Source organism: Pseudomonas sp. W2I6 (genome assembly GCF_030815935.1).
Lineage (GTDB): Bacteria > Pseudomonadota > Gammaproteobacteria > Pseudomonadales > Pseudomonadaceae > Aquipseudomonas.
Genome location: NZ_JAUSXJ010000001.1, coordinates 2,052,938 through 2,075,082 on the forward strand (window position 1 = coordinate 2,052,938; position 22,145 = coordinate 2,075,082).

General features: G+C 61.2%; 23 protein-coding genes. 13 read left to right on the forward strand and 10 right to left on the reverse strand.

The window, feature by feature from the left end; all coding sequences use genetic code 11:
* Window positions 1–17 precede the first annotated feature (17 nt).
* The 5 genes from QF039_RS09740 to QF039_RS09760 all read left to right on the forward strand — a co-directional run bounded on the left by QF039_RS09740 (window position 18) and on the right by QF039_RS09760 (window position 5,448).
* The gene (locus QF039_RS09740; RefSeq protein WP_008435341.1) at window positions 18–1,400 is read left to right on the forward strand and encodes an aspartate aminotransferase family protein; all 1,383 of its coding nucleotides are present in this window, start codon (window positions 18–20) and stop codon (window positions 1,398–1,400) included.
* Between the two features lie 119 nt (window positions 1,401–1,519).
* Window positions 1,520–2,899 (forward strand): APC family permease, encoded by a 1,380-nt coding sequence (locus QF039_RS09745; RefSeq protein ID WP_023658770.1) that lies wholly within the window; start codon window positions 1,520–1,522, stop codon window positions 2,897–2,899.
* 39 nt (window positions 2,900–2,938) lie between these two features.
* Window positions 2,939–4,429 (forward strand): aldehyde dehydrogenase, encoded by a 1,491-nt coding sequence (locus tag QF039_RS09750; RefSeq protein ID WP_307517727.1) that lies wholly within the window; start codon window positions 2,939–2,941, stop codon window positions 4,427–4,429.
* A 27-nt stretch (window positions 4,430–4,456) separates the two neighbouring features.
* The gene (locus QF039_RS09755; RefSeq protein WP_256343956.1) at window positions 4,457–4,954 is read left to right on the forward strand and encodes a GNAT family N-acetyltransferase; all 498 of its coding nucleotides are present in this window, start codon (window positions 4,457–4,459) and stop codon (window positions 4,952–4,954) included.
* Window positions 4,955–4,971: 17 nt separating this feature from the next.
* Window positions 4,972–5,448, forward strand: coding sequence for a GNAT family N-acetyltransferase (locus QF039_RS09760; RefSeq protein ID WP_307517729.1), 477 nt, complete (start codon window positions 4,972–4,974; stop codon window positions 5,446–5,448).
* A 163-nt stretch (window positions 5,449–5,611) separates the two neighbouring features.
* On the opposite strand, the gene QF039_RS09765 is transcribed toward QF039_RS09760, so the two are convergent.
* A complete protein-coding gene (locus QF039_RS09765; protein WP_307517732.1) occupies window positions 5,612–6,100 on the reverse strand; it encodes an HIT family protein in 489 nt (162 codons plus the stop codon).
* A gap of 141 nt (window positions 6,101–6,241) precedes the next feature.
* Between QF039_RS09765 and QF039_RS09770 the strand changes: the two genes are divergently transcribed.
* A complete protein-coding gene (locus tag QF039_RS09770; RefSeq protein ID WP_003207343.1) occupies window positions 6,242–6,571 on the forward strand; it encodes a DHCW motif cupin fold protein in 330 nt (109 codons plus the stop codon).
* 4 nt (window positions 6,572–6,575) lie between these two features.
* On the opposite strand, the gene QF039_RS09775 is transcribed toward QF039_RS09770, so the two are convergent.
* On the reverse strand, window positions 6,576–7,601 hold the full coding sequence (locus QF039_RS09775) for an NADP-dependent oxidoreductase (RefSeq protein WP_177044814.1): 1,026 nt from the start codon (window positions 7,599–7,601) through the stop codon (window positions 6,576–6,578).
* Window positions 7,602–7,694: 93 nt separating this feature from the next.
* Between QF039_RS09775 and QF039_RS09780 the strand changes: the two genes are divergently transcribed.
* The gene (locus QF039_RS09780; protein ID WP_023658772.1) at window positions 7,695–8,570 is read left to right on the forward strand and encodes a LysR family transcriptional regulator; all 876 of its coding nucleotides are present in this window, start codon (window positions 7,695–7,697) and stop codon (window positions 8,568–8,570) included.
* On the opposite strand, the gene QF039_RS09785 is transcribed toward QF039_RS09780, so the two are convergent.
* Window positions 8,555–9,469, reverse strand: a complete 915-nt coding sequence (locus QF039_RS09785; protein ID WP_003207349.1) for a LysR family transcriptional regulator — start codon at window positions 9,467–9,469, stop codon at window positions 8,555–8,557. The genes QF039_RS09780 and QF039_RS09785 overlap by 16 nt on opposite strands.
* Before the next feature lie 118 nt (window positions 9,470–9,587).
* Here QF039_RS09785 and QF039_RS09790 point away from each other — a divergent pair, with 118 nt between their 5' ends.
* Entirely contained in the window at window positions 9,588–10,820 is a 1,233-nt protein-coding gene (locus QF039_RS09790; RefSeq protein WP_307517737.1) for a cation:dicarboxylate symporter family transporter, read from the forward strand.
* A 138-nt stretch (window positions 10,821–10,958) separates the two neighbouring features.
* On the opposite strand, the gene QF039_RS09795 is transcribed toward QF039_RS09790, so the two are convergent.
* From QF039_RS09795 to QF039_RS09810, 4 genes are all read right to left on the reverse strand, one after another.
* On the reverse strand, window positions 10,959–12,569 hold the full coding sequence (locus QF039_RS09795; protein ID WP_003207353.1) for an argininosuccinate lyase: 1,611 nt from the start codon (window positions 12,567–12,569) through the stop codon (window positions 10,959–10,961).
* A 20-nt stretch (window positions 12,570–12,589) separates the two neighbouring features.
* Window positions 12,590–13,837: an OprD family porin gene (locus QF039_RS09800; protein ID WP_307517740.1), complete on the reverse strand. Its 1,248-nt coding sequence runs from the start codon at window positions 13,835–13,837 to the stop codon at window positions 12,590–12,592.
* Between the two features lie 301 nt (window positions 13,838–14,138).
* Complete coding sequence (locus QF039_RS09805; RefSeq protein ID WP_307517742.1) at window positions 14,139–14,615, reverse strand: copper chaperone PCu(A)C; 477 nt, start codon at window positions 14,613–14,615, stop codon at window positions 14,139–14,141.
* Entirely contained in the window at window positions 14,615–15,220 is a 606-nt protein-coding gene (locus QF039_RS09810; protein WP_003207358.1) for an SCO family protein, read from the reverse strand. The genes QF039_RS09805 and QF039_RS09810 overlap by 1 nt, the downstream gene beginning before the upstream one ends.
* Before the next feature lie 265 nt (window positions 15,221–15,485).
* On the opposite strand from QF039_RS09810, the gene QF039_RS09815 reads away from it, so the two are divergent.
* Together QF039_RS09815 and QF039_RS09820 are read left to right on the forward strand one after the other, a co-directional pair.
* Window positions 15,486–15,869 (forward strand): DUF2946 domain-containing protein, encoded by a 384-nt coding sequence (locus tag QF039_RS09815; RefSeq protein WP_003207359.1) that lies wholly within the window; start codon window positions 15,486–15,488, stop codon window positions 15,867–15,869.
* Window positions 15,870–15,931: 62 nt separating this feature from the next.
* Window positions 15,932–16,486, forward strand: coding sequence for a putative natural product biosynthesis protein (locus QF039_RS09820; RefSeq protein WP_003207361.1), 555 nt, complete (start codon window positions 15,932–15,934; stop codon window positions 16,484–16,486).
* Here QF039_RS09820 and QF039_RS09825 read toward each other — a convergent pair.
* On the reverse strand, window positions 16,461–17,390 hold the full coding sequence (locus QF039_RS09825) for an aromatic alcohol reductase (RefSeq protein WP_177068545.1): 930 nt from the start codon (window positions 17,388–17,390) through the stop codon (window positions 16,461–16,463). The genes QF039_RS09820 and QF039_RS09825 overlap by 26 nt on opposite strands.
* A 90-nt stretch (window positions 17,391–17,480) precedes the next feature.
* Here QF039_RS09825 and QF039_RS09830 point away from each other — a divergent pair, with 90 nt between their 5' ends.
* Window positions 17,481–17,885, forward strand: a complete 405-nt coding sequence (locus QF039_RS09830) for a helix-turn-helix domain-containing protein (protein ID WP_003207365.1) — start codon at window positions 17,481–17,483, stop codon at window positions 17,883–17,885.
* On the opposite strand, the gene QF039_RS09835 is transcribed toward QF039_RS09830, so the two are convergent.
* Complete coding sequence (locus QF039_RS09835; RefSeq protein WP_003207367.1) at window positions 17,886–18,812, reverse strand: LysR family transcriptional regulator; 927 nt, start codon at window positions 18,810–18,812, stop codon at window positions 17,886–17,888.
* Window positions 18,813–18,961: 149 nt separating this feature from the next.
* Between QF039_RS09835 and QF039_RS09840 the strand changes: the two genes are divergently transcribed.
* Window positions 18,962–19,984 carry an NAD(P)-dependent alcohol dehydrogenase gene (locus tag QF039_RS09840; protein WP_003207368.1) on the forward strand — a complete coding sequence of 341 codons (1,023 nt, stop codon included), beginning with the start codon at window positions 18,962–18,964 and terminating at the stop codon, window positions 19,982–19,984.
* Window positions 19,981–21,147, forward strand: coding sequence for an MFS transporter (locus QF039_RS09845; protein ID WP_307517749.1), 1,167 nt, complete (start codon window positions 19,981–19,983; stop codon window positions 21,145–21,147). The genes QF039_RS09840 and QF039_RS09845 overlap by 4 nt, the downstream gene beginning before the upstream one ends.
* Window positions 21,148–21,163: 16 nt before the next feature.
* Here the strand turns inward: QF039_RS09845 and QF039_RS09850 are convergent, their stop codons facing one another.
* The gene (locus QF039_RS09850; RefSeq protein WP_003207372.1) at window positions 21,164–21,907 is read right to left on the reverse strand and encodes an SDR family NAD(P)-dependent oxidoreductase; all 744 of its coding nucleotides are present in this window, start codon (window positions 21,905–21,907) and stop codon (window positions 21,164–21,166) included.
* Window positions 21,908–22,145: the final 238 nt, after the last annotated feature.

Below are 22,145 nucleotides of genomic sequence, written 5' to 3' on the forward strand. Positions count from 1 at the left end.
AATAAGAGAGAAATACCATGAACGTACCCGCCCAACTGAACCGCCTGACCGAGGACTACCAGAAGTCGGATGCGGCCCACCACATCCATGCATTTGTCGATCAAAAAGCGCTGAATGCCGAAGGCCCGCGGGTGATGGTGCGCGGTGAGGGCCTTTACCTGTGGGACAGCGAAGGCAAGCGTTACCTGGACGGCATGTCGGGCCTGTGGTGCACCCAGCTGGGTTACGGTCGCAGGGACTTGACCGCTGCCGCTGCCGCCCAGATGGACCAGTTGGCGTACTACAACATGTTCTTTCACACCACCCACCCGGCGGTGATCGAGCTGTCGGAGTTGCTCTTCAGCCTGTTGCCGGGCCACTACAGCCACGTGATCTACACCAACTCGGGCTCCGAGGCCAACGAAGTACTGATCCGTACCGTGCGCCGTTACTGGCAAGTGGTCGGCCAGCCGCAGAAAAAAATCATGATCGGGCGCTGGAATGGTTATCACGGCTCCACGCTGGCGGCGTCTGCCCTGGGCGGCATGAAGTTCATGCACGAGATGGGCGGCCTGATTCCCGATGTGGCACACATTGACGAACCCTACTGGTACGCCCATGGCGGCGAGCTGACGCCTGCCGAGTTCGGCCGCCGCTGCGCCTTGCAGCTGGAAGAGAAAATCCTCGAGCTGGGCGCTGAAAACGTCGCCGGGTTTATCGCCGAGCCGTTCCAGGGCGCGGGCGGCATGATCTTCCCGCCGGAAAGCTACTGGCCCGAGATCCAGCGCATTTGCCGGCAATACGATGTGCTGCTGTGTGCCGATGAGGTGATTGGTGGCTTTGGCCGTACCGGCGAATGGTTCGCCCATCAACACTTCGGTTTCGAGCCCGACACCCTGTCCATCGCCAAGGGCCTGACCTCCGGTTACCTGCCGATGGGTGGCCTGGTGCTGAGCAAGCGCGTGGCCGATGCGCTGGTGGAGCGCGGCGGCGTGTTTGCCCACGGGCTGACCTATTCCGGGCACCCGGTGGCGGCGGCGGTGGCGCTGGCCAACCTCAAGGCGCTGCGGGACGAAGGCATCGTGCGCCAGGTGAAGAACGACACCGGACCGTACCTGCAAAAAATCCTCCATGAAGTGTTTGGCAATCACCCGATGATCGGCGAGATCCAGGGCACGGGCTTGCTCGCGGCCTTGCAGTTCGCTGAAGACAAGAGCACCCGCAAGCGCTTCGAGAACGAAAACGACCTGGCCTGGCAGTGCCGCACGTTTGGTTTCGAAGAGGGCGTAATCATTCGCTCGACGCTGGGCCGCATGATCATGGCGCCGGCACTGGTGGCCACGCGCACTGAGCTGGACGAGCTGGTTGAAAAGACCCGCATCGCCGTGGATCGCACCGCACGGATCGCGGGAAAACTCTGAAGTGACCAGCGCGCCACCCCAGGCGAGGGGTGGTGCGCAACCTCCATCAGGCAACGCTGAACGGCATCGATGCCATCGAATGCCGCGACGCCCTGCATCCCCATTTCCAGGAGTCACCCATGAATACAATAACAAACGTGACCGATACACCCGCTCATCAATCCTCACCCAAAGCCGCCTCGTCCCGCCGCTTCCGTCAGCCGCTGGGTCTTATCGGGTTGGTGCTGTTCGGCCTGGCGTACATGGTGCCGCTGGCAGTGTTTACCACCTACGGCCTGGTAACCCAAATGACCAAGGGCCACTTGCCGACCGCCTACATGCTGACCCTCGCCGCCATGCTGCTGACGGCCTACAGCTATGGGCGCATGGTCCAGGCGCATCCCTATTCGGGCTCGGTCTACTCCTACACCCGCAAGGCGTTTGGCGCCTACTTCGGCTTCATCGCCGGGTGGACCCTGTTGCTGGACTACATCTTCCTGCCATTGCTCAGCTATTTGCTGATCGGCATCTACATGTCCGAGTATTTTCCCGGGGTGCCGACCGCCGTGTGGGTGCTCGGCTCGATTGCCCTGGTGACCACGCTGAACCTGGTGGGCATCGAGTCCATCACCCGGGTCAACTGGATACTCATCGTCGCCCAGTTGGTGTTCATCGTGGTGTTCGTGGCGTTGTCGGTGCACACCCTGAGCGAGCAGTCCGCACCCGTGTCGCTGCTGGCGCCATTCCACCATGAAGGCTTCAGCGCGCCGCTGATCATGGCGGGCGCCGCGGTGCTGTGCCTGTCGTTTCTTGGCTTCGATGCGGTGTCGACCATGGCCGAGGAAACGCCCAACCCACGCCGCACCATCCCGTTGGCGATCATGGTGGTGTCGCTGTTCGGCGGACTGCTGTTCCTGCTGGTTTCGTATTTCGCGCAAATGGTGTTCCCGCAATGGAACAGCTTCGTCGACCCGGATGCCGCCTCGGTGGATGTGATGCGCCGGGTGGGCGGCGAACTGCTGGTGACCGCCTTTACCGCAACCTATGTCGCCGGTTGCTTCGCCTCGGCGATGGTCTCCCAGGCCAGTGTGTCGCGGGTGCTGTTCGCCATGGGGCGTGACGGCGCGCTGCCCCGTGTGCTCGGCAAGCTGGTGACGAAAAAGCGCGTGCCCGCCACGGCCATCGTGCTGGTCAGCCTGTTCTCGCTGATTGCCTTGTTCATCACGCTGGATACCGTCGCCAACATGATCAGCTTCGGTGCGCTGTTTGCGTTCTCGGCGGTGAACCTGGCGGTGATCAAGCACTACCTGGTCGACCAGAAGTTGCGCGGCACCAGGAACTACTTGCTGTACGCGGTTGTGCCGGCGCTTGGGTTCCTCAGCACGATCTGGCTGTGGAGCAGCCTTTCCAGCCTGTCGTTCACCATCGGCCTGTGCTGGATGGGGCTTGGGCTCCTGTGCCTGCTGGGCATCACGCGGGGGCTGCGCGTGAAGATGCCGGAACTGCAGATCGCCGAGTGAACCCCTCGTTTATCCATCGCCATTCATTGGGAGTACAACGTGTTCGACCTTAACTACTGGCAACAGCGTGTTGCCCGCCAGACGTTCATCAACACCGCCCTGATCGGTGGCCGCTCAGTGAATGCGGCATCCGGGGCGACCTTCGATGCCATTAACCCTGCGACCCAGCAGTTGCTGTCGCGGGTTGCAGCCTGCGGTGACGCAGAAGTCGACCTGGCCGTGCGCAGCGCACGCCAGGCCTTCGAGACCGGCCCCTGGCGACGGATGCCGCCGGTGGAGCGCAAGAAAATTTTGATCAGGCTCTCCGAATTACTGATGACCCACCGCGAGGAACTGGCGCTGCTCGATTCGCTGAACATGGGCAAGCCGGTGATGGACGCCTACAACGTTGACGTGCCCGGCGCCGCCAATGTGTTTGCCTGGTACGGCGAAGCCCTCGACAAACTCTACGATCAAGTCGCGCCCACCGCTCACAACGCGTTGGCAACCATCACGCGTGAAGCACTGGGGGTGATCGCGGCGGTGGTGCCGTGGAACTTCCCGCTCGACATGGCCGCCTGGAAACTCGCGCCGGCGTTGGCGGCCGGTAACAGCGTGGTCTTGAAACCTGCCGAGCAGTCGCCGTTTTCTGCCCTGCGCCTGGCCCAGCTTGCCCTGGAAGCCGGTGTCCCGGAAGGTGTGTTGAATGTGGTGCCCGGCCTCGGCGACAGTGCCGGCAAGGCCCTGGGGCTGCACCCCGACGTGGATTGCCTGGTGTTCACCGGCTCCACTCAGGTGGGCAAATACTTCATGCAGTATTCCGCCCAGTCCAACCTGAAACAGGTGTGGCTGGAGTGTGGCGGCAAGAGCCCGAACCTGGTGTTTGAGGACTGCCAGGACCTAAACCTTGCGGCGGAGAAGGCCGCCTTCGGCATCTTTTTCAACCAGGGCGAAGTGTGTTCGGCCAACTCCCGTCTCTACGTGCAACGCTCCATCCATGACGAATTCGTCGAGCGCCTGATCGCCAAGTCGCGCGCCTGGATGCCGGGTGATCCGCTGGACCCGGGCAGTGCGGCCGGTGCCATCGTCGACAGTCAGCAAACCGCACGCATCATGCACGCCATCAGCCAGGCCCAGGGGGAGGGCGCCAGGCTGTTGTGCGGTGGCGAACAGTTGACCATCAATGGCTCCTCCAACTTCATCCAGCCGAGCATTTTTGCCGACGTGACCCGCGACATGGCCCTGTCCCGTGATGAAGTGTTCGGCCCGGTGCTTGCCGTCAGCGCTTTCGACACGGAAGAGCAGGCGATACAGCAGGCCAACGACAGCCTCTACGGCCTGGCGGCCTCGGTATGGAGTGATGACCTCAACCGTGCGCACCGCGTGGCCCGGGCGCTGAATGCCGGGACGGTGTCGGTCAACACCATCGACGCCCTGGATGTGGCGGTGCCGTTCGGTGGTGGCAAGCAATCCGGGTTCGGGCGTGATTTGTCGCTGCACGCTTTTGACAAGTACACGCAGCTGAAAACCACCTGGTTTCAGCTGCGTTGACTCAAGCGGTTATCCGGTCGTGTATTTATGCGTGCGCGACCGGCACAACTACAGGCAAAATCAGTGCGAACTCAGAGGGCTTTGAACACCATGGTCACTATTCGCGTAATGAGCACTGCCGACTACGACGCCGTGCTCGAACTGATGCAGAAAACGCCTGGCATCTCCCTGCGCGATGCCGACTCCCGCGAGGCCACTGAGCGTTACCTGGAGCGCAATCCAGGCATGAGTTTCGTCGCCGAGGTCGACGGGGGGCTGGTTGGGTGCGTGATGTGCGGGCACGATGGCCGGCGCGGGTATTTGCAGCACCTGCTGGTGCTGCCCGCGTATCGGCGCCAGGGTATTGCGAATGCGTTGGTTGAGCGCTGCCTCACCCGCCTGGCGCAATTGGGCATCCGCAAATGCCACCTGGATGTGTTCAAGACCAATGACAGTGCTGCCCGCTATTGGCAGGGCCAGGGCTGGCAGTTGAGGACCGATATTGATCGCTATTCGTTTACCCGGCCGGGTGACGAGAACGCCTGACGTCCATGGAGGGACAGATGCTCGAGATACGACGCGCCACGCTGGAAGATGCACAGGCAGCCTTCGACATTCGCCTGTTGGCCATACGCAGCCAATGCATCGGCGCCTATACGTCCGAGCAGATGATGTTGTGGACGCAAGGCTCGGCTGAAGATGGTTATGCAGCGCTGATGGACAAGCATTTTTACCTGGGATGTGTCGACGGTGAGCCGGTCGCCACCGGCATGCTGGATCTGGCGAACAACGAAATCGGTGCGCTGTTTGTGCTGCCCGGGTTTACCGGACGCGGGATTGGCAAGCAGATACTGGCGTATCTGGAAGCGTTGGCGCAGGAATTGGGGATCGAGGAAGTGATCCTGGACGCGACGTTGAATGCGGCGGATTTTTATCGGCGGTGCGGGTATGTGGGCGATGAGCAGGCGATCTACCACTCGCCATCGGGGTTGCAGTTGGCCTGTATTCCTATGCGTAAACACCTGCGCCGTTTGCGCTGACACGGAAAAACTGTGGTGAGGGCGCTTGCTGTGGCGAGGGAGCTTGCTCCCGCTGGGTCGCGAAGCGGCCCCAATAAAGCCAGCGCAATCTGACTGAAAGAACTCGCTGACCTTTTTTGGGGCTGCTGCGCAGCCCAGCGGGAGCAAGCTCCCTCGCCACAGGTCATGTGTCGTCCTGGGTATTGAACTCCGTACGCAAACACCTGATCACCTCGCTCACCGAAGCTCCTTGAACCACCGGCGGCCTAGGGCTCTCACCAAACTCCCGCCAGATAAAAAGCGTCAGCTCCGCACCGTCGGTAGCCTTCTGCTGCGTCCCGAAATTCTGCAACACCTGATAGCGCTCATCCTGCCAGAACAGCGCTTCAACCCATCCATACACCGGTATGAAATGAAAGTGCAGCGGGAAGCCCGGCATATGCCCGAACCGGCTGATGTAAAGCCACTTGGGCTTCAACTGAGCCTCCATGACCCGCTGGGTTTTGGCCAGCAACCCACCCAGCTCCGCGAGCGCCGCATCGGGCATCTCGGCCAGTGAGTCAACCGGCGCCTTGGCACCCAGCATCAGGTAGCCCGGCAGTGCGGATAACAGGTGATGATTGAGCAGCCAGTGCTCGGTCTCATGCACAACAAAGGATGGATCGATCTTCATCGACGGGCTTCCATGCGAAGAGGCTTGGCAGAATACCAAGAGTCATCGCCCTGTATCCCGCAAATGCAGCGGATCTGTCTCTATCGCGGCATTCACCTTATAGATACGGTTCATCCATACCTATTCAATGCCGAGAAAACCATGGACCTGACCGCAATCCCCTTTGGCACCACCGACTGGTCGACCCTCGAGCCGGTGATGCATCCCGGCGAAACCGGCAGTGCGTATTGGCGCACCTGCCAGTTCGGTTCAACCCGCGTGCGCATGGTCGAATACAGCGCCGGTTACCTGGCTGATCACTGGTGTTGGCGCGGGCATATCCTGCTGTGCCTGGAAGGTGAGCTGCACACCGAGCTGGAGGATGGCCGGCAGTTCACGCTGACTGCCGGGATGAGTTATCAGGTGGGCAATGACATGGAGGGGCATCGGTCATCGACTACCGTCGGGGCGAAGTTGTTCGTGGTGGATTGAGGCGTCAAGCCAGTCGTACAATCAACTTGCCGAAGTTGCGCCCCTCCAGCAGCCCGATAAACGCCTCAGGCGCTTGCTCTAGGCCCTCGACAATGTCTTCGCGCCACTTCAGCTTGCCCTGATCAATCCACTGCGCGGCTTCCTGCAAGAAGTCGTCCTGCTGCTCGTCAACAAACTCGGTCTGGATAAAGCCGCGCACTGTGAGGCTCTTGGCGAGGATGTCGTGCATAGTCGCCGGCAGTCGGTCGACCTGTTGCCCAGGCACCGAGCGGTCGTTGTAATGGGCGATCAGCCCACATACGGGTATCCGCGCAAAGTCATTGAGCAGCGGCCTCACGGCATCCCAAACCGCCCCCGAGACATTTTCGAAGTAAACGTCAATTCCATTGGGGCAGGCTTCGGCCAACTGCTGGGCAAAATCCGCTGCGCGATGGTCGATGACGGCATCAAACCCGAGTTCATTTTTCACGAATGCGCATTTCTCCGGCCCACCCGCGATACCCACCGCGCGTGCGCCCTTGATGCGGGCGATCTGGCCGACCACCGAGCCCACTGCGCCACTCGCCGCCGCCACTACCACGGTGTCACCGGGCTTGGGTTGGCCGATAGTGAGCAACCCCGAGTACGCGGTGAACCCCGGCATTCCAAGAACTCCCAGCGCTGTGCTGGGGTGGGCGATGCCCGGATCCAGAAGCCGCAGGTCGAGGCCGTCCGAGAGCGCAAATCGCTGCCAGCCGGCATAGGCAAGCACGATGTCGCCCTCTTGCCACAACGGGTTTCGTGAATGTTTGATCCGCGCGACCGTGCCGCCCACCATCACCTCGCCGATGCCCACTGGCTCGGCATAGGATTTGGCCGCACTCATGCGCCAGCGCATGTAGGGGTCGAGGGACAGATAGAGGTTTTCCAGCAACACTTCGCCTTCGGCAGGCGCGGGAATCGCGCTGTACTCCACGCGAAAATCGCTGGGTTGCGGGCGCCCGTCGGGGCGGGCGGCCAGTACGATGCGTTGGTTCTGGAGCTGGGTCATGAGGCTCTTCCTGGTTGATAACGTTCCAGCAGGGTAGTCATGCTCAAGCTATCGAGGTAGGGTGATAGCTGTTGATTCAGAGTTAACCCAAACATGATATCTGACGCGTTTGAACCCTATCTGCTACGAACCTTTATCTCGGTATGCCAGCACGGCAGCCTGAGTGGCGCAGCCCAGCAGGCGGGCAGGGCGCAATCGGCCCTAAGCGCACAAATCCGCCGGCTTGAGGAGTTGCTAGGCCAGCGGCTGTTGCGCAGAACAGGTCGGGGCGTGGTGCCCACTACCGAAGGCGAACTGCTGCTCACCTACGCGACGCGCATTCTGGCCTTGGGCGAGACGGTAGCAGCGCGCCTGAAAGAGCGCACGGTGATGGGCAATGTGCGCGTCGGGCTCTCGGAAGACGTGGCGGTATCGGCGTTGCCGGCAGCGCTCGGCCGGCTGCGGCGCGCCTGCCCGCATGTACACCTGGAGGTCGTTGTTGATCACGGCGACGCACTCGCCGAGCGTTGGAATGACGGCGAGCTGGACGTGGCCATTGGCGTCAGCTCATCGTTCAACGCCGACCCTGTGCACGCCTGGAACGTCGAGCTGTACTGGGTGTGCGCAATTGATGAAGAAATCGATGCGGCGCTGCCGCTGGATGTCATCGTGTATGCCGAACCCTGTGCCTGGCGGCGCTTGATGTTTGATGCCTTGCTGAACGCCGGGCGGGATTTTCGGGTCACGGTGACCAGCCCGAACATTGGCGTAATCACCGCAGCGGTGGAGGGCGGATTGGGTGTGGCCTTGCTGCCGGCGGAGAATATTCGGCCGGAGACCATGCGCATCATTTCCTTGGCTGAAAGCGATGGGCCTATTTTGAGTGTCAACTACGGCCTGTACGCCGTTCCACGGCAAAGCGACAGCATCCGCGCGGCAGTGGAACTGCTCACCGAGAGTTTTCACGCGATGACTCAACCCTTGCGATAAACCCCCGCCAACTCCCGCGCCAGCCCAATGAAATTCTGCAACGGCGTCGACGGATTGAACGCGCGCCGCACCAGTGTGATCGGTGCCAGCAACCTTGGCCGTGCATCGCTGATCCGGCAGTACACCACGCTTTCGCGATGCACGTCGCGCATCGACGCCGGCACCACCGAGATGCCTTCGCCTGCGGCCACCAGGCTGACGTTGGTCAGCATGCGCTCCACTTCAAAGGCAATCTTCGGCTCGAAGCCGGCGTTCTGGCAGGCCTTGATCAGGTTGGCGTACATCCCCGGCGCGCCGGGGCGGCGGACCAGGATGAAGCGTTCGTCCTTGAGGTCGGCCATGGTGATTTTTGGCTCGGCGCCCTTGAGCAGCGCATGCCCGACGGGCAGGGTCAGCAGCATTTCTTCGTTGAGCAGGCGGTGGAACGTGAGGCTTTGGTGGTCGCCCACCGGTGCGCGGAGGATGCCGATGTCGATGCGTTTTTCGATGGTGTCTTCGGTGACTTCCCGGGCGCTGCCTTCGTTGATCGAGAGCTCCACGCCCGGGTATTGCTCGCGGTAGGCGCGGATGATTCGCGGGATCAGCGGGTGGGCGGCGGCGGAACTGGTGAAGGCAATGACCAACGTGCCTTCGATACCCTGGGCAGCGCGAGCCGCCTTGAGTGAACCTTGCTCGACGCGGGCGAGGATCACTCGCGCTTCATCGAGAAACACCAGCCCGCCGGCAGTCAGGTCGACGCCCTTGGGGTGGCGCTTGAACAGGTCGAATCCCAGCTCTTGTTCGAGGGCACGTATCTGTTGGCTGAGGGGCGGCTGCTGCATGTTCAGGCGAGCGGCAGCGCGGGTGAAATGTCGCTCTTCGGCCACCATGATGAAATAACGTAAATGGCGAAGTTCCATGGTGGTATATCCCGTGACAAGACTTTATTATTTGTGGCCTGAATGCGCCTTGGCGACCAATATGCCGAAAGTGGCCTGATCCGACAATAACAATAAATAAAAAGACCATGGAGCATTGATGTCGACCCGATTTTCGAATAACGCCACCTTGCCTATTTTGATTGCCATTGCTCTTGGCATGGTTGTAGGGCTGTTTTATCCGGGCGTGGCAATCGAGATGAAGCTGCTCAGTGACGCCTTTATAAAAGTGGTCGGGTTACTGATGCCATTTCTGTTGTTTGTGCTGGTGTCGACCGGTGTCGCAGGTATCAAGCGCGAGCCCCACCATCGGCATGTAGTGGGGCGGATCGTGGCGTATTTCCAGCTGATGTCCCTTGCTGCATTGGTGTTGGGAATGTCGACGGGGTGGTTGTTCAGCCTGGATCATACGGCAGTGGCCAACCTGGATTTTGATCATCTGACACCGCCTGCCGCGCCCGAAACGCTGTTGCACGAGCTGTCGATGACCTCGATTTCGTCCAGCCTTTACAAGGTTTTCACCCAAAGCCTGGTGCTCCAGGTGATGCTGGTGGCGGTGCTGTGCGGCCTGCTGCTGGGGCGTGGCGGCCAGGTCGCAAACCGCTGCCTCGGTTGGCTGGAAGCGGCGGTCGCCGGGTTGTTCTGGTTGCTGCGGTTTATCCTGAAGTTCGCACCGCTGGCGGCGTTTGGGGCGATGGCATTTGTGGTGGGAAAGTACGGTTTAGGTTCGGTGCTGCCGCTCTTGAAGTTCATTGTTGTTATTTACCTGGTTTGCGCGGTGTTCGTCATTCTAGTGTTCGCCACGATTACCCGCCTGCTCGGCGTTAAATTGACCCGGCTAATTGCTTACTTGAAAGAAGAGTTGTTGTTGGTGACGTTCACCGGCTCTTCAGTGGCCGCACTTCCAGGTTGCGTCAGCAAACTTGAGGCGCTGGGCTGTGATCGCCAATTAGTGCGTCTGGTGTTGACCACCGGGTATACGTTCAACTTGGCCGGTACCAATATTTACCTGACCACCGCCATCATGTTTCTGGCGCATCTGGCCGGGGTGGAGATTGCCGTGCCCGAGTTGCTGGCGGTACTGGTGATCTGCCTGTTTACCTCGCTGGGGTCTACCAGTGTGGCGGGCTCGGCGCTGTTTACCCTGATTGCTACCTTGAACATCCTGCAACTGGTACCGCTGGAAGGGGTGGGTTTGTTGTTGGGAGTGGAGCGGCTGATGAAGTGTCGGTCGTTGACCAATGTGCTGGGCAATTGCGTGGCGTGCCTGGCGATATGCGGGTGGCAGAAGTCGATTGACCATGAGGTGTTGAAGCGGGAATTGAGTCACTGAGCCGAACATGCTTTCCAGACCCAAACGCGGTCAAATGTGGGAGCGGGCTTGCTCGCGAATGCGGTGGGTCAGCCAATAAATCTGCTAACTGATACACCGCCTTCGCGAGCAAGCCCGCTCCCACATTCAGATCGCATTTCAGCCCTTGGCGTTGAGCAACTTGTCGAAGGCCTTGTCCAGGTTGCCTTCAGCACCTTTCAACTTCTCACGACGCTCCTTCAACCAACTCTGGTCCGCGTCGAGATTCTTGCGCGCTTCCACCAGCATCCGCTTGACCTCTTCCGGCTGCGGCCCACCCGTACCCTTGCGAGTCTTGACCATCGTGGTCGGCGACAGTGCAGCACGGAAACCGGCCTCATCCAGCGGCAACGTATTCGGCGTCCATTTGTATTTGTCCGCGGCCTGCGTGTACAGCTTCTGCGCGTCCGCATACGCGAAGGTCTTCGGCGTGGTGCCATTGCTGCGCGCCTCGGTGACGATCAACGAGGCGAAGCTGTGGCCAATGCGGAACGGCACCTTGAACTGACGCTCCAGGGTGTCGGCCAACTCCATGGACGTGGTCCATTCCGACTCCAGCTCATCCAGCGCTCGCTGCGGGTTGATCTGCAGCGCATCGAGCACGGCATCCATGCTTTTGAACATGTCATCGGTGGACTGGAACAGCCCCAATGAATCGAACGCAAACTTGTAGTCGGTCATGCCGGTGGTGACGTTATGCGCGCGCAAGGTCACGGTTTGCGCCAGGCCCACCACGTCGGAGGCCGATTCCCGGGTGCGCATCAACAACCCCGGGTTGCGTTTTTGCGGCATCGCACTGCTGGTGTAGGTGGACTCTTCGTCCAGCAGCAACCAGGGGCGGATCTGATGGTACTGGGTATGGATATCGCCAATCATCGCGCCGATGCGGATCGCCGAAGACGCCGCGAGGTTGGCCGCCTCGATCGGGATGTCGTAGGTCGACACCTGGCTCGAATCCAGGGAGTTTTCCCGCACGCCGTCGAACCCCAGCAACTCGGCCAGGCGTTCGCGGTTCAGCGGGTAAGCGGAGTTCGCCAGTACCGCGGTGCCCATCGGGCTCAGGTTGAGGCGAGTGTAGAGTTCACGGATGCGTTGGCCGTCGCGATCAAATGCGGCTTCGAACGCCAGCAGGTAGTGCGCATAGCTGATGGGCATGGCCTGCACGCCGTTGGTGTAGGCGGGCACCAGGGTGTCGATGTTCTTGTCGGCGATGTTCAGGATACGTTGGCGGGTGGCGTTCAGTGCCTCGCTGTAGGCCAGCACCTGGGAGCGCAGTTTGGCCAGGCGGTAGGTGGCGAGCATGTCCTGGCGGCTGCGGCCGGAGTGGATCAGCGACGCTTCCGGACCGATCTTGTCGGTCATGATTTTTTCCAGTTGCAGCACGTCTTCCGGGCGCTTGCCATCGGGCTGGTCGGCCTGGTCGATGGCAAAGCGCACGCCGCCGGCGATCTTGTGGCCCATGTCCGGCTTGACGATGCCTTCTTCGGTGAGCATCACGATCGAGGCTTTGTTGATGCGGTTCAACCAGGCGAACTGGGTTTGGGTCGGGTCGCCCTTGGCCTTGTGGGCGCTTTGCGAGGAGCCCGGCGTGGCGCCGACTTTGGCCGCCTGGGCGGCGCATTCTTCGGTGGTTTTGCAGGGCAACGCGCCGGTGTCGGCGGCGTAGGCGCCGTAACTGCTGAACAGGGCAAAGGCGACGGCCAGGTGGATCAGGCTTTTTCTGCTATTCATGTGCAACGCTCCGGGAAAAATCACAGCAAGGGCAGGGTGTAGCTGACGATAAAGCGGTTCTGGTCGATATCGCTGCCGCTGCCATTGCTGCGATACGTGCCATTGCGCCATTTCACTTCAAGGTTCTTCAGGGCACCGCTCTGGAACACGTAGCCGATATCGGTGTTGCGCTCCCACTCGGTGCCTTCCAGGGTTCGGGTACGCACGAAGTTGTCACCCTTGAGGTAGCGGGTCATGAAGGTCAGGCCGGGGATGCCGAGGGCGGCGAAGTCATAGTCGTAGCGGGCCTGCCAGGACTTTTCCTCGGGGTTGGCGAAGTCCGGCGAGATCATCACGTAGTTGACGAGGTAGGAGTCGGTACCGTCCAGGTGGGGGAAGCCGGTGGTGCCTTTCATGCGCTGGTAGGCGGCGCCGAACGAGTGGCCGTGGAGGCTGTAGGTGAACTTGGCACCGAAGGCCTGGTTGTCGATGTTGCTGTTGCCTTCCTTGCTGGAGTCGGCGTAACGCAGGTCGGTCTTGAACGACTGCGCGTCACCCAGTGGCAGGGTATGGACCAGGTTGAAGATGTGTTGCTTGTAGTTGTTCTCGAGGTTGGCGTAGTGGTAGCCGGTGACCAGGGTTTTGGTCCAACTGTAGCTGGCACTGGCGAAGTCGAATTTATCGCTGGGCACGGCACCCTTGATGCCTTTGCCGTCGACTTCGATGTCTGCATGGCCGCTGTCGTTACGCAGGGTGTTGCTGGTCAGGCGCCCTGCATCGAAGGTCAGGCCGGCGATGTCCTGGCTGGTCAATTGAGTGCCGCGAAAGGTCTGGGGCAGCAGCCGGCCATCGTTGGGCAGTACGGTCGGCAGCTTGGGGATCAGCGTGCCGAATTTGAGCACGCTTTTGGAGATCCGCGCCTTGGCGGTGGCGCCGATTCGACTGTAGCTGTCCGGTGCGCCATCCTCGCCCACGGGAAGCAGGCCGGTGTTTTGGCGGTCGGGGCTTGAGTCCAGTTTCAAACCCTGCAGGCCGATGGCATCGAGGCCAAAGCCCACCAGGCCTTCGGTGTAACCCGACTGGTAATTGAGGATCAGCCCTTGGGCCCACTCATCGCGTTTGGACTGGCTCGCGTTGGGCTGGCGGTAATCGCTGTTGAAGTAGAAGTTGCGAAATTCGAGGTCGGCCTTGCTGTCTTTGAAAAAGTCAGCTTCGGCAAAGGTTGGGAAGGCGAGGGTCAAACCGAGGGTGGCCGAAGTCAAGCCCAGGGTAATGGGGGATTTGTTCATTGTTATTCCCGTTGTCTGCTGCTTATTTTTAGAATTATCTGGCCGGACGGCGACAGGGAGACGCGTCCGGCTTGCGCAGGCTAACGAGTTGTATTGCAGATTGAAAATATATAGAAAGTGTTGAGGCGAGACGAAAAAAGTATGAAGCGGACGCCCGATTTTTCAGGCACTGAAGGGCCAATGTGGGAGCGGGCTTGCTCGCGAAAGCGGTGGATCAGTCAATACATCCGGTGACTGATCCACCGCATTCGCGAGCAAGCCCGCTCCCACACAAGCCGGCTCCCACATTTTGATCTGCGCTTTAGTGCATCTTGCTGTGATCCATGGTTTCCGTCTCATTCAACGCACGGACTTGGGCCTTCACTTCGATCGACTGTTTTTCACCCTTGGCATTTTCCACGGTGACGGTCAGCGGCACCTGGTCGCCTTCCTTGATCTGGGCGGTGAGGTCGATCAGCATCACGTGATAGCCATCCGGGTCGAGCTTGACGGCCTTGCCGGCGGGCAATGGCACCGAGTCCACCGGGCCCATGCGCATCACGTCGTCCTTCATGGTCATCTCATGGATCTGCACGGTCTTGGCGACCGGCGACGCCACGCTGAGCAGTTTGCTGTCGCTGTCGGCGGTGACGGTCATGAACGCGCCGCTGGACGGCTGGCCCGGTACCGAGGCGCGTACCCAGGCGTCGGTGACCACTGCCTGTGCGCTGGCGTGGGCGGCGAGGCCCAGCAGGGAGAGACCGAGGGCGAAGCGCTTGAGGTGTTGAACGGCAGTCATTAGCAGACCTCCATGACGGTGAGCAGGTCTTCTGCGCACTCTTTGGCGTTAAGCGAGGCAGACAAGCCCAGGCGCAGGGTGCCCCGGGTGTCGAACACAAAGCTGGTGGCGGTGTGGGAGAGGGTGTAGCTGTCGCCGGCGGGGATCTTTTCATAAAAGATCCCGAATTCCTTGGCGGCCACGGCGATTTCTTCCGGGGTGCCATACAGCGCCTGGAAGCTGGGGTCGAAGGCCTTGACGTAGGCGTCGAGTATCTTGGGCGTGTCGCGTTCCGGATCCAGGGTGATAAACACCACCTGCATGATCTTGCCGTCGCGGCCCATCAGTTTTTTCGCCTGGGCCATGCGCGCCAGGGTGGTCGGGCACACGGCCGGGCACTGGGTGAAGCCGAAGAACACCACTGGCATCAAGCCACGGAAGGAACTCAAGGTGACGGTTTCGCCGTCAGTGTTCTTGAGCTTGAAGGTACGGCCCATGATCTTGTCGCTCAGATCCTTGCCGTACTTGAAGTTCAGTTTCGGGCTGTTGTCACAGCCGGCCAGCAGGCCCAGGCCCAGCAATCCCATGCCGGAGAGGACTTTGCGGCGGGTGAATAACGTACTCATCAACTGTGCATCCTGTGAAGCGCCTGGGTACCACGAAGCGTTAAATCAGGCGAGGAGAGCGTGGCATTCTAACAACCCGGGCCTCTGGGCGTAATCTGCGACGTTCTGTCACAGGCCCTGCCGAGCAAGACCAAATGTGGGAGCTGTCGAGCTTGAGCGAGGCTGCGAAGGGATCGGCTTGGTATTCCTGCAAGACCGTGGCGCCTGCATCGCAGCCTCGCTAAAGCTCGACAGCTCCTACAGGGGGAATGGTAAAGTCGCCGCCATGAAACTCTCCCGCCCGGACCGTTCGCTCATTGCCTGGACCCTGTATTTTTGCGTCCTGTTCAATGTGTTCGTCTGCGGTTTGGGCCATGGGCAGATGATGGGGCTTGAGCTCAATGGCCTGGGCGGTCAGTTCTGCTCAAGCCTGGGCACCAAGGCGCCGGCCTCGGATGCCGGCCTGGGCAATCCGACGGCCAGCAGCTGGTCGAACTTCTTCGCCTGCCCGGTGTGCTCCGCCGTGACCCTGGGCATCGTCTTCCTGTTTTGCCTGGCCTGGCTGTTGGGCCTGGGGCAAAAGCCGCGCCCGGCCCATGAGCGGCGCAACAAGGCCCCTCCACGGTATTCCTGGCCCTCGGCCAACCCTCGCGCTTCCCCTGCATTCTGACGTGTGCCCCGGGCTTCCTGATACCAGGAGGCGTTCTATCGTCACGAGTGTGAGTGCGTTCCATGAGCTCTATCCTGCCTTCCGGCGCTGCCCGTCTGGTCAGCAAGGCGTCGCGCCGTCCGTCCCGCGGCGACGTGTTGCTACCGTCTGTCGAATACCCGAGTAACGCCCGCTGTTTCGTCCACCTGGATGCACGGTTGCTGCCGTATTGGCACACCTTGTTCGACATCTGCCCCGGTTTGCTCAAGCTCGACCCGCCGGAGGGCTTGAACCTGTTTCGCAGCTTCATGACCTGGGCTTACCGCAATCGTCCCTCCCTGGACTGGACCTACCATGTAAACGTGTGCCGTTGGCTGCTCGGTTCGGTGTATCGCACGCAGATCGATGAAGAGCCCATCGAAGCGTTCATGACAGCGGCCGCGGCCCGTTGGGTCAGCGATGACACCAGCCAGGTCCGGGGCGTGGTTGTGGCCTGGCAAGGCGCGCCGCTTCAGGTGGTGGACTGGAAGCCGGGCAGTGGCGTGGCGCTGCAAAGGCTGCCGCCGCTGCCCTGGGATTTCGCCTGGTGCACGTTGGACAGCCAGGGGCAGTTCAGCGGGTGGTTGCCGGTGCCTTGAGGTTCTGCTCAATCCATTGGGCAACGCTGGTCACGGCGATCTGTTGTTGCCCATTGAAGGTAATGGCAGGGTCCCAGGCCACGCCGTTGCCTTGGGCGAAGGCCACCCGGTATTTCATCAGGTTGTCCTCGGGTGCAGCGGCCAGTTCCGCTTCCAGGTAGCGCACCGACCAGCGTTCGCGTTTGAGGGTGAGCCCCAGTTGCGCATCCACGGTATCGGCCAGCTCGCCGTAGGTCAGGGTGTCGCCGGCGGTGTACACCACTTGATTGGTGATCGGCGGCGTGCTGAACAGGATGCGTGCCGTCAGCAGGCCGATGTCCTCAGGCGTGGTGACGGTGACAGCGGTGTCCCAATCTCCCAATGCATGCACGGTATTCTGCGCCAGGTCGACGACGCCGAAGGACGGTTCAAACAGGAAGCTGGTGAACATCCCGGTGGAGACAATCACCCATTGCGTGCCTTGCTGGGCGCGCAGCAAGTCGCGCACGTCAAGCTGTTCATCCCAGAGGTCCTGGGCCGAACCGCGGCCGATCACGTCGTAGTCCACACCGAACTGCCACGGTACATAACGTTTCACGCCGCCTGCGATGACCGCGCGGGTCAGCTTGCGCTGAGTGCCGGGGCCTGCGGCAAAGCCGATGCAACTGATCACGGTGTGATAGTCGGCGAACACCGTTGCCAGCTCGGCCTCGGAGCCATTGGCCAGGTCACCCGCCAGCAGCTCAATGCCCAAGGCGCGCAGTTCGATGATTTCCTGCTGTTTGGCCGGGTCGGGGGAGTTCAGTGTGGCGGGGCGCAGCAACACCGTCACAGACACATTTTGCGGTGCAGCCAGGCGGGACAGTTGGCGCAGTACCGCCAGGCCCAGTTCGCCGGCGCCCAGTACAAGGATCGAAGCAGTCATAGGGGTCTCGGTTCAGGTGAAAGTCATGCCATGCTTGCAGAATTGCCGACCGCGCATAAGAAGGCACACCAGTGATACCGGGAGTAGAAGGTGGATAACGACGAGATCATCAGGCGCTCACAAGCCGCCTGTGAAGCCCTTAGCGCCGATGAAGACGGGCTCAAACGGCAGGTGCTGACCCATGCGGGAAACCGCTGGTCGTTGGGCATCGTGCACCTGTTGGGCGTGAACGGCCGGCTGCGCCACGCCGAGATCGGCCGACGCATGGAGGGCGTCACCCAGCGCATGCTCACGCGGACCTTGCGCCAGCTGGAGCGCGATGGCCTGGTGCTGCGCCATGACTTCCAGGAGGTGCCGCCCAAGGTCGAATACCAGCTATCGGAGTTGGGCAAACAGCTGCTGGTGCACATGATTCCGTTGTGGACGTGGGTGGTGGAAAATGCCGACGGATTCAGGCGATCCCGGGAACAGTTCGACGCTGATCAGGCGCTGTGATCAAGACGTGGGCCGGCAGTCTGCACGTTTGCTCGCAGGCCCATCCTCGGGAAACAGGTGCGCATGCAGGTAGTCGATAAACACCCGCAGCTTGGGCGTTGGATGGCGGCCCGAAGGCCACATGATCCGGAAGTTCTCTGCTTCCGAACACGCCTCCAGCACCGGCACCAATTGTCCGCTGTCGAGCCATTCACGAATGGCGAAATCCGCCAGGTAGGCGATGCCGATACCTTGCACGGCAAAGCAGATGCGCGCTTCCAGGTTGTTGCAGACCATCGCGGCGGGCAGTGGGAAATCAGCTTCCACCCCGTCCTGGCGCAGGGGCCAGCGCTGCATTTTGCCGGTGTTGGGGTAGCGGAACTTGATGCATGCATGCTGAGCCAGGTCTTCCGGCCGTTGCGGCGTGCCGCGCTCGGCGAGGTAAGCCGGTGATGCTACCAGCAGCATCCGGTAGCCGCCGATCAGGCGCGATGTGAGGCGCGAGTCGGGCGCTTCACCGCTGCGCAGCACGGCGTCGTAACCTTCTTCCACCACGTCCACGCGGCGGTCGGTAAAGCTCAGGTCCAGCTGCACCTCGGGGTAGGCTTTCTTGAATTGCGCGAGCACCTGCAAGAACGGATGGCCCACCAGCGGCAGGCTGACCTTGAGCCGGCCACGAGGCGCCGACACGGTTTGCGAAAGCTCGGCTTCGGCTTCGTCGATCTCCATCAGGATGCGCCGGCTGCGCTCCAGAAACAGCTCGCCCTCGGCAGTCAGCGTGACGCTGCGGGTGCTGCGGTTGAACAGGCGCACACCCAGGCGTTCCTCCAGGCGTACCACGCTCTTGCCGACTGCCGAGGCCGTTACGCCCAGCACGCGCCCGGCGGCGACAAAGCTGCGGGTTTCGGCGACCTGCACAAAAACATTCAGGGTGTTGAGGCTGTCCATCGAGGCTCCGGTTTGGCTGAGGCGAGGCCTGGCTACCTTATCCCGATTGCGGAACAAAAGCTCCGTAGACAGTGGAGCCGGCGCCCCCTTAATCCCGTGAGGACAGGCCCATATCCTTGTGGCATTGCCCATTCACGAGGAATACCAAGATGACCGACACCATGAAACGCTGGGAAACACCTGCATTGGGACTGCACACACTGCGCCTTGCCGACGTGCCACGCCCCATCGCGAAGGCCGGGGAGGTATTGGTGCGCGTCGAGGCCGTCTCGCTCAATTACCGCGACGGTGAAGTGGTCGAAAACAGCATGGGTGCCGACCTCACATTCCCATTCACGCCGGCCTCCGACATGGCGGGCACGGTGGTCGCCGTGGGCGAGGGCGTTACGCGTTTCAAGGTGGGCGACAAGCTGCTGTCGACGTTTTTTGCCGGATGGGTCGATGGCGCTCCGCTGTCCTGGAGTGAAGCGCCGCCTCAGGGTGGCCCGCTCCCCGGCATGCTCGCCGAGTACGTGGCAACACCTGCCGAATGGTGCGTGCATGCGCCCCTCAGCCTCACCGCAGGGCAGGCCAGCACCTTGCCAGTGGCCGCCTTGACGGCGTGGATGGCGCTGTTCGAACTGGGCCACCTGCACGCCGGCCATACCGTGGTGGTGCAGGGCACCGGTGGCGTCTCGTTGTTTGCGGTGCAACTGGCTGCGGCCAATGGTGCCCGCGTTATCATCACCAGTAGCAGCGATGAAAAGATCGCGCGTGCCATAGAGCTGGGTGCCACCCATGGCATCAACCGCAGCCGGGTACCGGAATGGCACACGGCGGTGCAAGCGCTGACCGATGGGCGTGGCGCCGAACATATCCTGGAAATGGCCGGCGGTGACAACCTCACGCGTTCCCTGCACGCGGTAGCCAACGGTGGGCGCATCTCGGTGATCGGCCTGCTGGAGAGTGACCAATTGAATGCTCCGGTCATGGCCTTGCTGGGCAAGCGGGCCTCCATCATCGGCATCTCCGTGGGGCCGCGCCGCGCATTGGAAGATCTGATTGCCATGATCGACCGCCACGGCATCGAGCCGGTAATCGATCACACCTACGGCTTCGAGCAAGTGCCCGAAGCCTTCGCTCATCTCGGGCGCGGTGCCTTTGGCAAGATCGTGATCGAGGTCGGCCGGTGAACTACATCATTCTGGGTCTTTTCGGCCTGTACACCCTGGAGTTTGGTGTGGTCGGTATTTTACCGATGATCGTCGAACGTTTCGGCATCAGCGTGTCTCAGGCCGGGTTATTGATGGGCTTGTTCGCGCTGATCGTGGCGGTGCTGGGGCCTTTCCTGGTGCTGATGGCGTCGCGCCTGGCGCGCAAGAAAATCCTGGTGGGCGCGCTCTTTGGTTTTTCCGTGTGCAGCGTGCTGTCGGCGTTTGCGCCGAACTTCGAAACCTTGATGGCGTTGCGGGTAATTCCGGCGATGCTGCACCCGGTGTTTTTTGCCGCTGCGTTTTCCACCGCGGTGTCCTTTTACCCCAAGGACCGCGCGGCGCATGCCACGGCCCTGGCCGTGGTGGGCACCACCTTGGGCCTGGTGCTTGGGGTGCCGCTGACCACATGGGTGGGCGCGAGTATTTCCTATGAGGCATCGTTCTTCTTCTGCGCTTTGGCAACGGGGTTGGCAGGTGTCGGACTGCTGTTGAAACTGCCCCATCATGAACGCCCGATGCCGCTGAGTTTCGGCAAGCAACTGGCGGTGCTGCGCAGCCTGTCGGTGTGGCTGGTGATCATCGCGACGGTGCTGGTGTTCACCACGATGTTTTCGGTCTACAGCTATGCCGCCGAGTACCTCAGGACCCAGACCGGCATGGATGGCCAGGCCATCAGCATCATGCTGGTGATCTTCGGCGTGGGCGGTGTCACGGGCAACCTGTTGGTGGGCCGGTTATTGGGCAAAAGCATGGTGGCGACGGTGGTGCTGTACCCCATTGTGCTGGCGGCGGCGTACGTGGTCTTGTACGCGTTCGGCAGCCCGTCGTGGTGGTCGATGAGCTTGATTGTGCTGCTGTGGGGCGCTGCGCATACCTGCGGGCTGGTGGTCACGCAAGTCTGGCTGACCTCGTCGGCGCCCGAGGCGCATGAGTTCGCAACCAGCCTGTATGTGTCCTCGGCGAATGCCGGCGTGGTGATCGGGGCGTCCGTGGGCGGGCTGTTTATCAATGCATTCGGCACCACCGGAGTGATCGGCTGCGGCTTGATATTTGCCGCACTGTCATTGCTTGTGATTGGGTGGAAGGCCTTGGCGTTCGGAGGCGCCAAGGCATTGCCCGCAGACCTGTGCGCTGCGCATTAGGCCTGCGGGGCCATGGTCAACGCAGGGTGTAGCCGCCGTCGACCACCCAGTCCTGGCCAAACACACTGCGTGCGCCCTGGCTCAACTGGAACAGGATCACATCGGCAATAGCGCCCGGCTCTAGGAATTGCCCATTGAGCAGGCGCTGATTGACTGTGGTGGCAACGCCGCCCAACGCTTCGTCACTGAGCCCCAAGGTGCTCCAGATCGGCGTGGCGGTGGGGCCGGGCGATACCATGTTCAGACGAATGCCATGGGGCGCCAGCTCCACCGCCAGGGTGCGCATTTGCGCCCGCAAGGCGGCCTTCGAAGCAATATACGCGGCGAGCCCAGGGAAGGTCGCCAGCTCCAGGAATGTACCGATAAATACCACCGACGCCTGGGCGGCCATTTGCTCGCGTAGGCTGCCGAGGGTGTTGAGAGCCGCGGCTCCATTGACGGCCCATTGCCGGTCAAAGGCGGCCAGGTCCAGGCCATCGGCCAGTTGTGCGATCCCGGCATTGGGCACGAGGTAATCCACCGGTCCGATGGACGCCGTCAACTGCGCCAGGCGTGCCTGGTCGGCAGCCTGGGTGACATCCCCCGCCAGCCAGTAGAGCTGCTCGCCAAAACGCTCCGCCAATGCGCCCAATTCGCCAATCTGTCGCGACATGGCGACCACTTGCGCACCTTGTTCAAGCAGCTTGCAGGTGACAGCCAGGCCGATACCTGAACTGGCACCGGTCACTACGGCAAGGCGGTGGTTGAAGTCATTGTTCATGGGGTTCTCTTTATAGATTGCCAAAGGGGCGCGCAGCACTGATCAGGATTCATGCCATATGAAAAGTTCCTATAAATCAGTTGGATATATTTTTTGTAGTCGATATGACACGAGTGTTATGTAGTCCTTATGACGTGCTGTAGTCGTTATGACCAAGGCCCGTTTTCGAGCTGATCGAAGGCTTGGCTTTTTTGCGATAGTTGTTGGCGTTATCGCGATGACGGCGCTGGCACTTTCC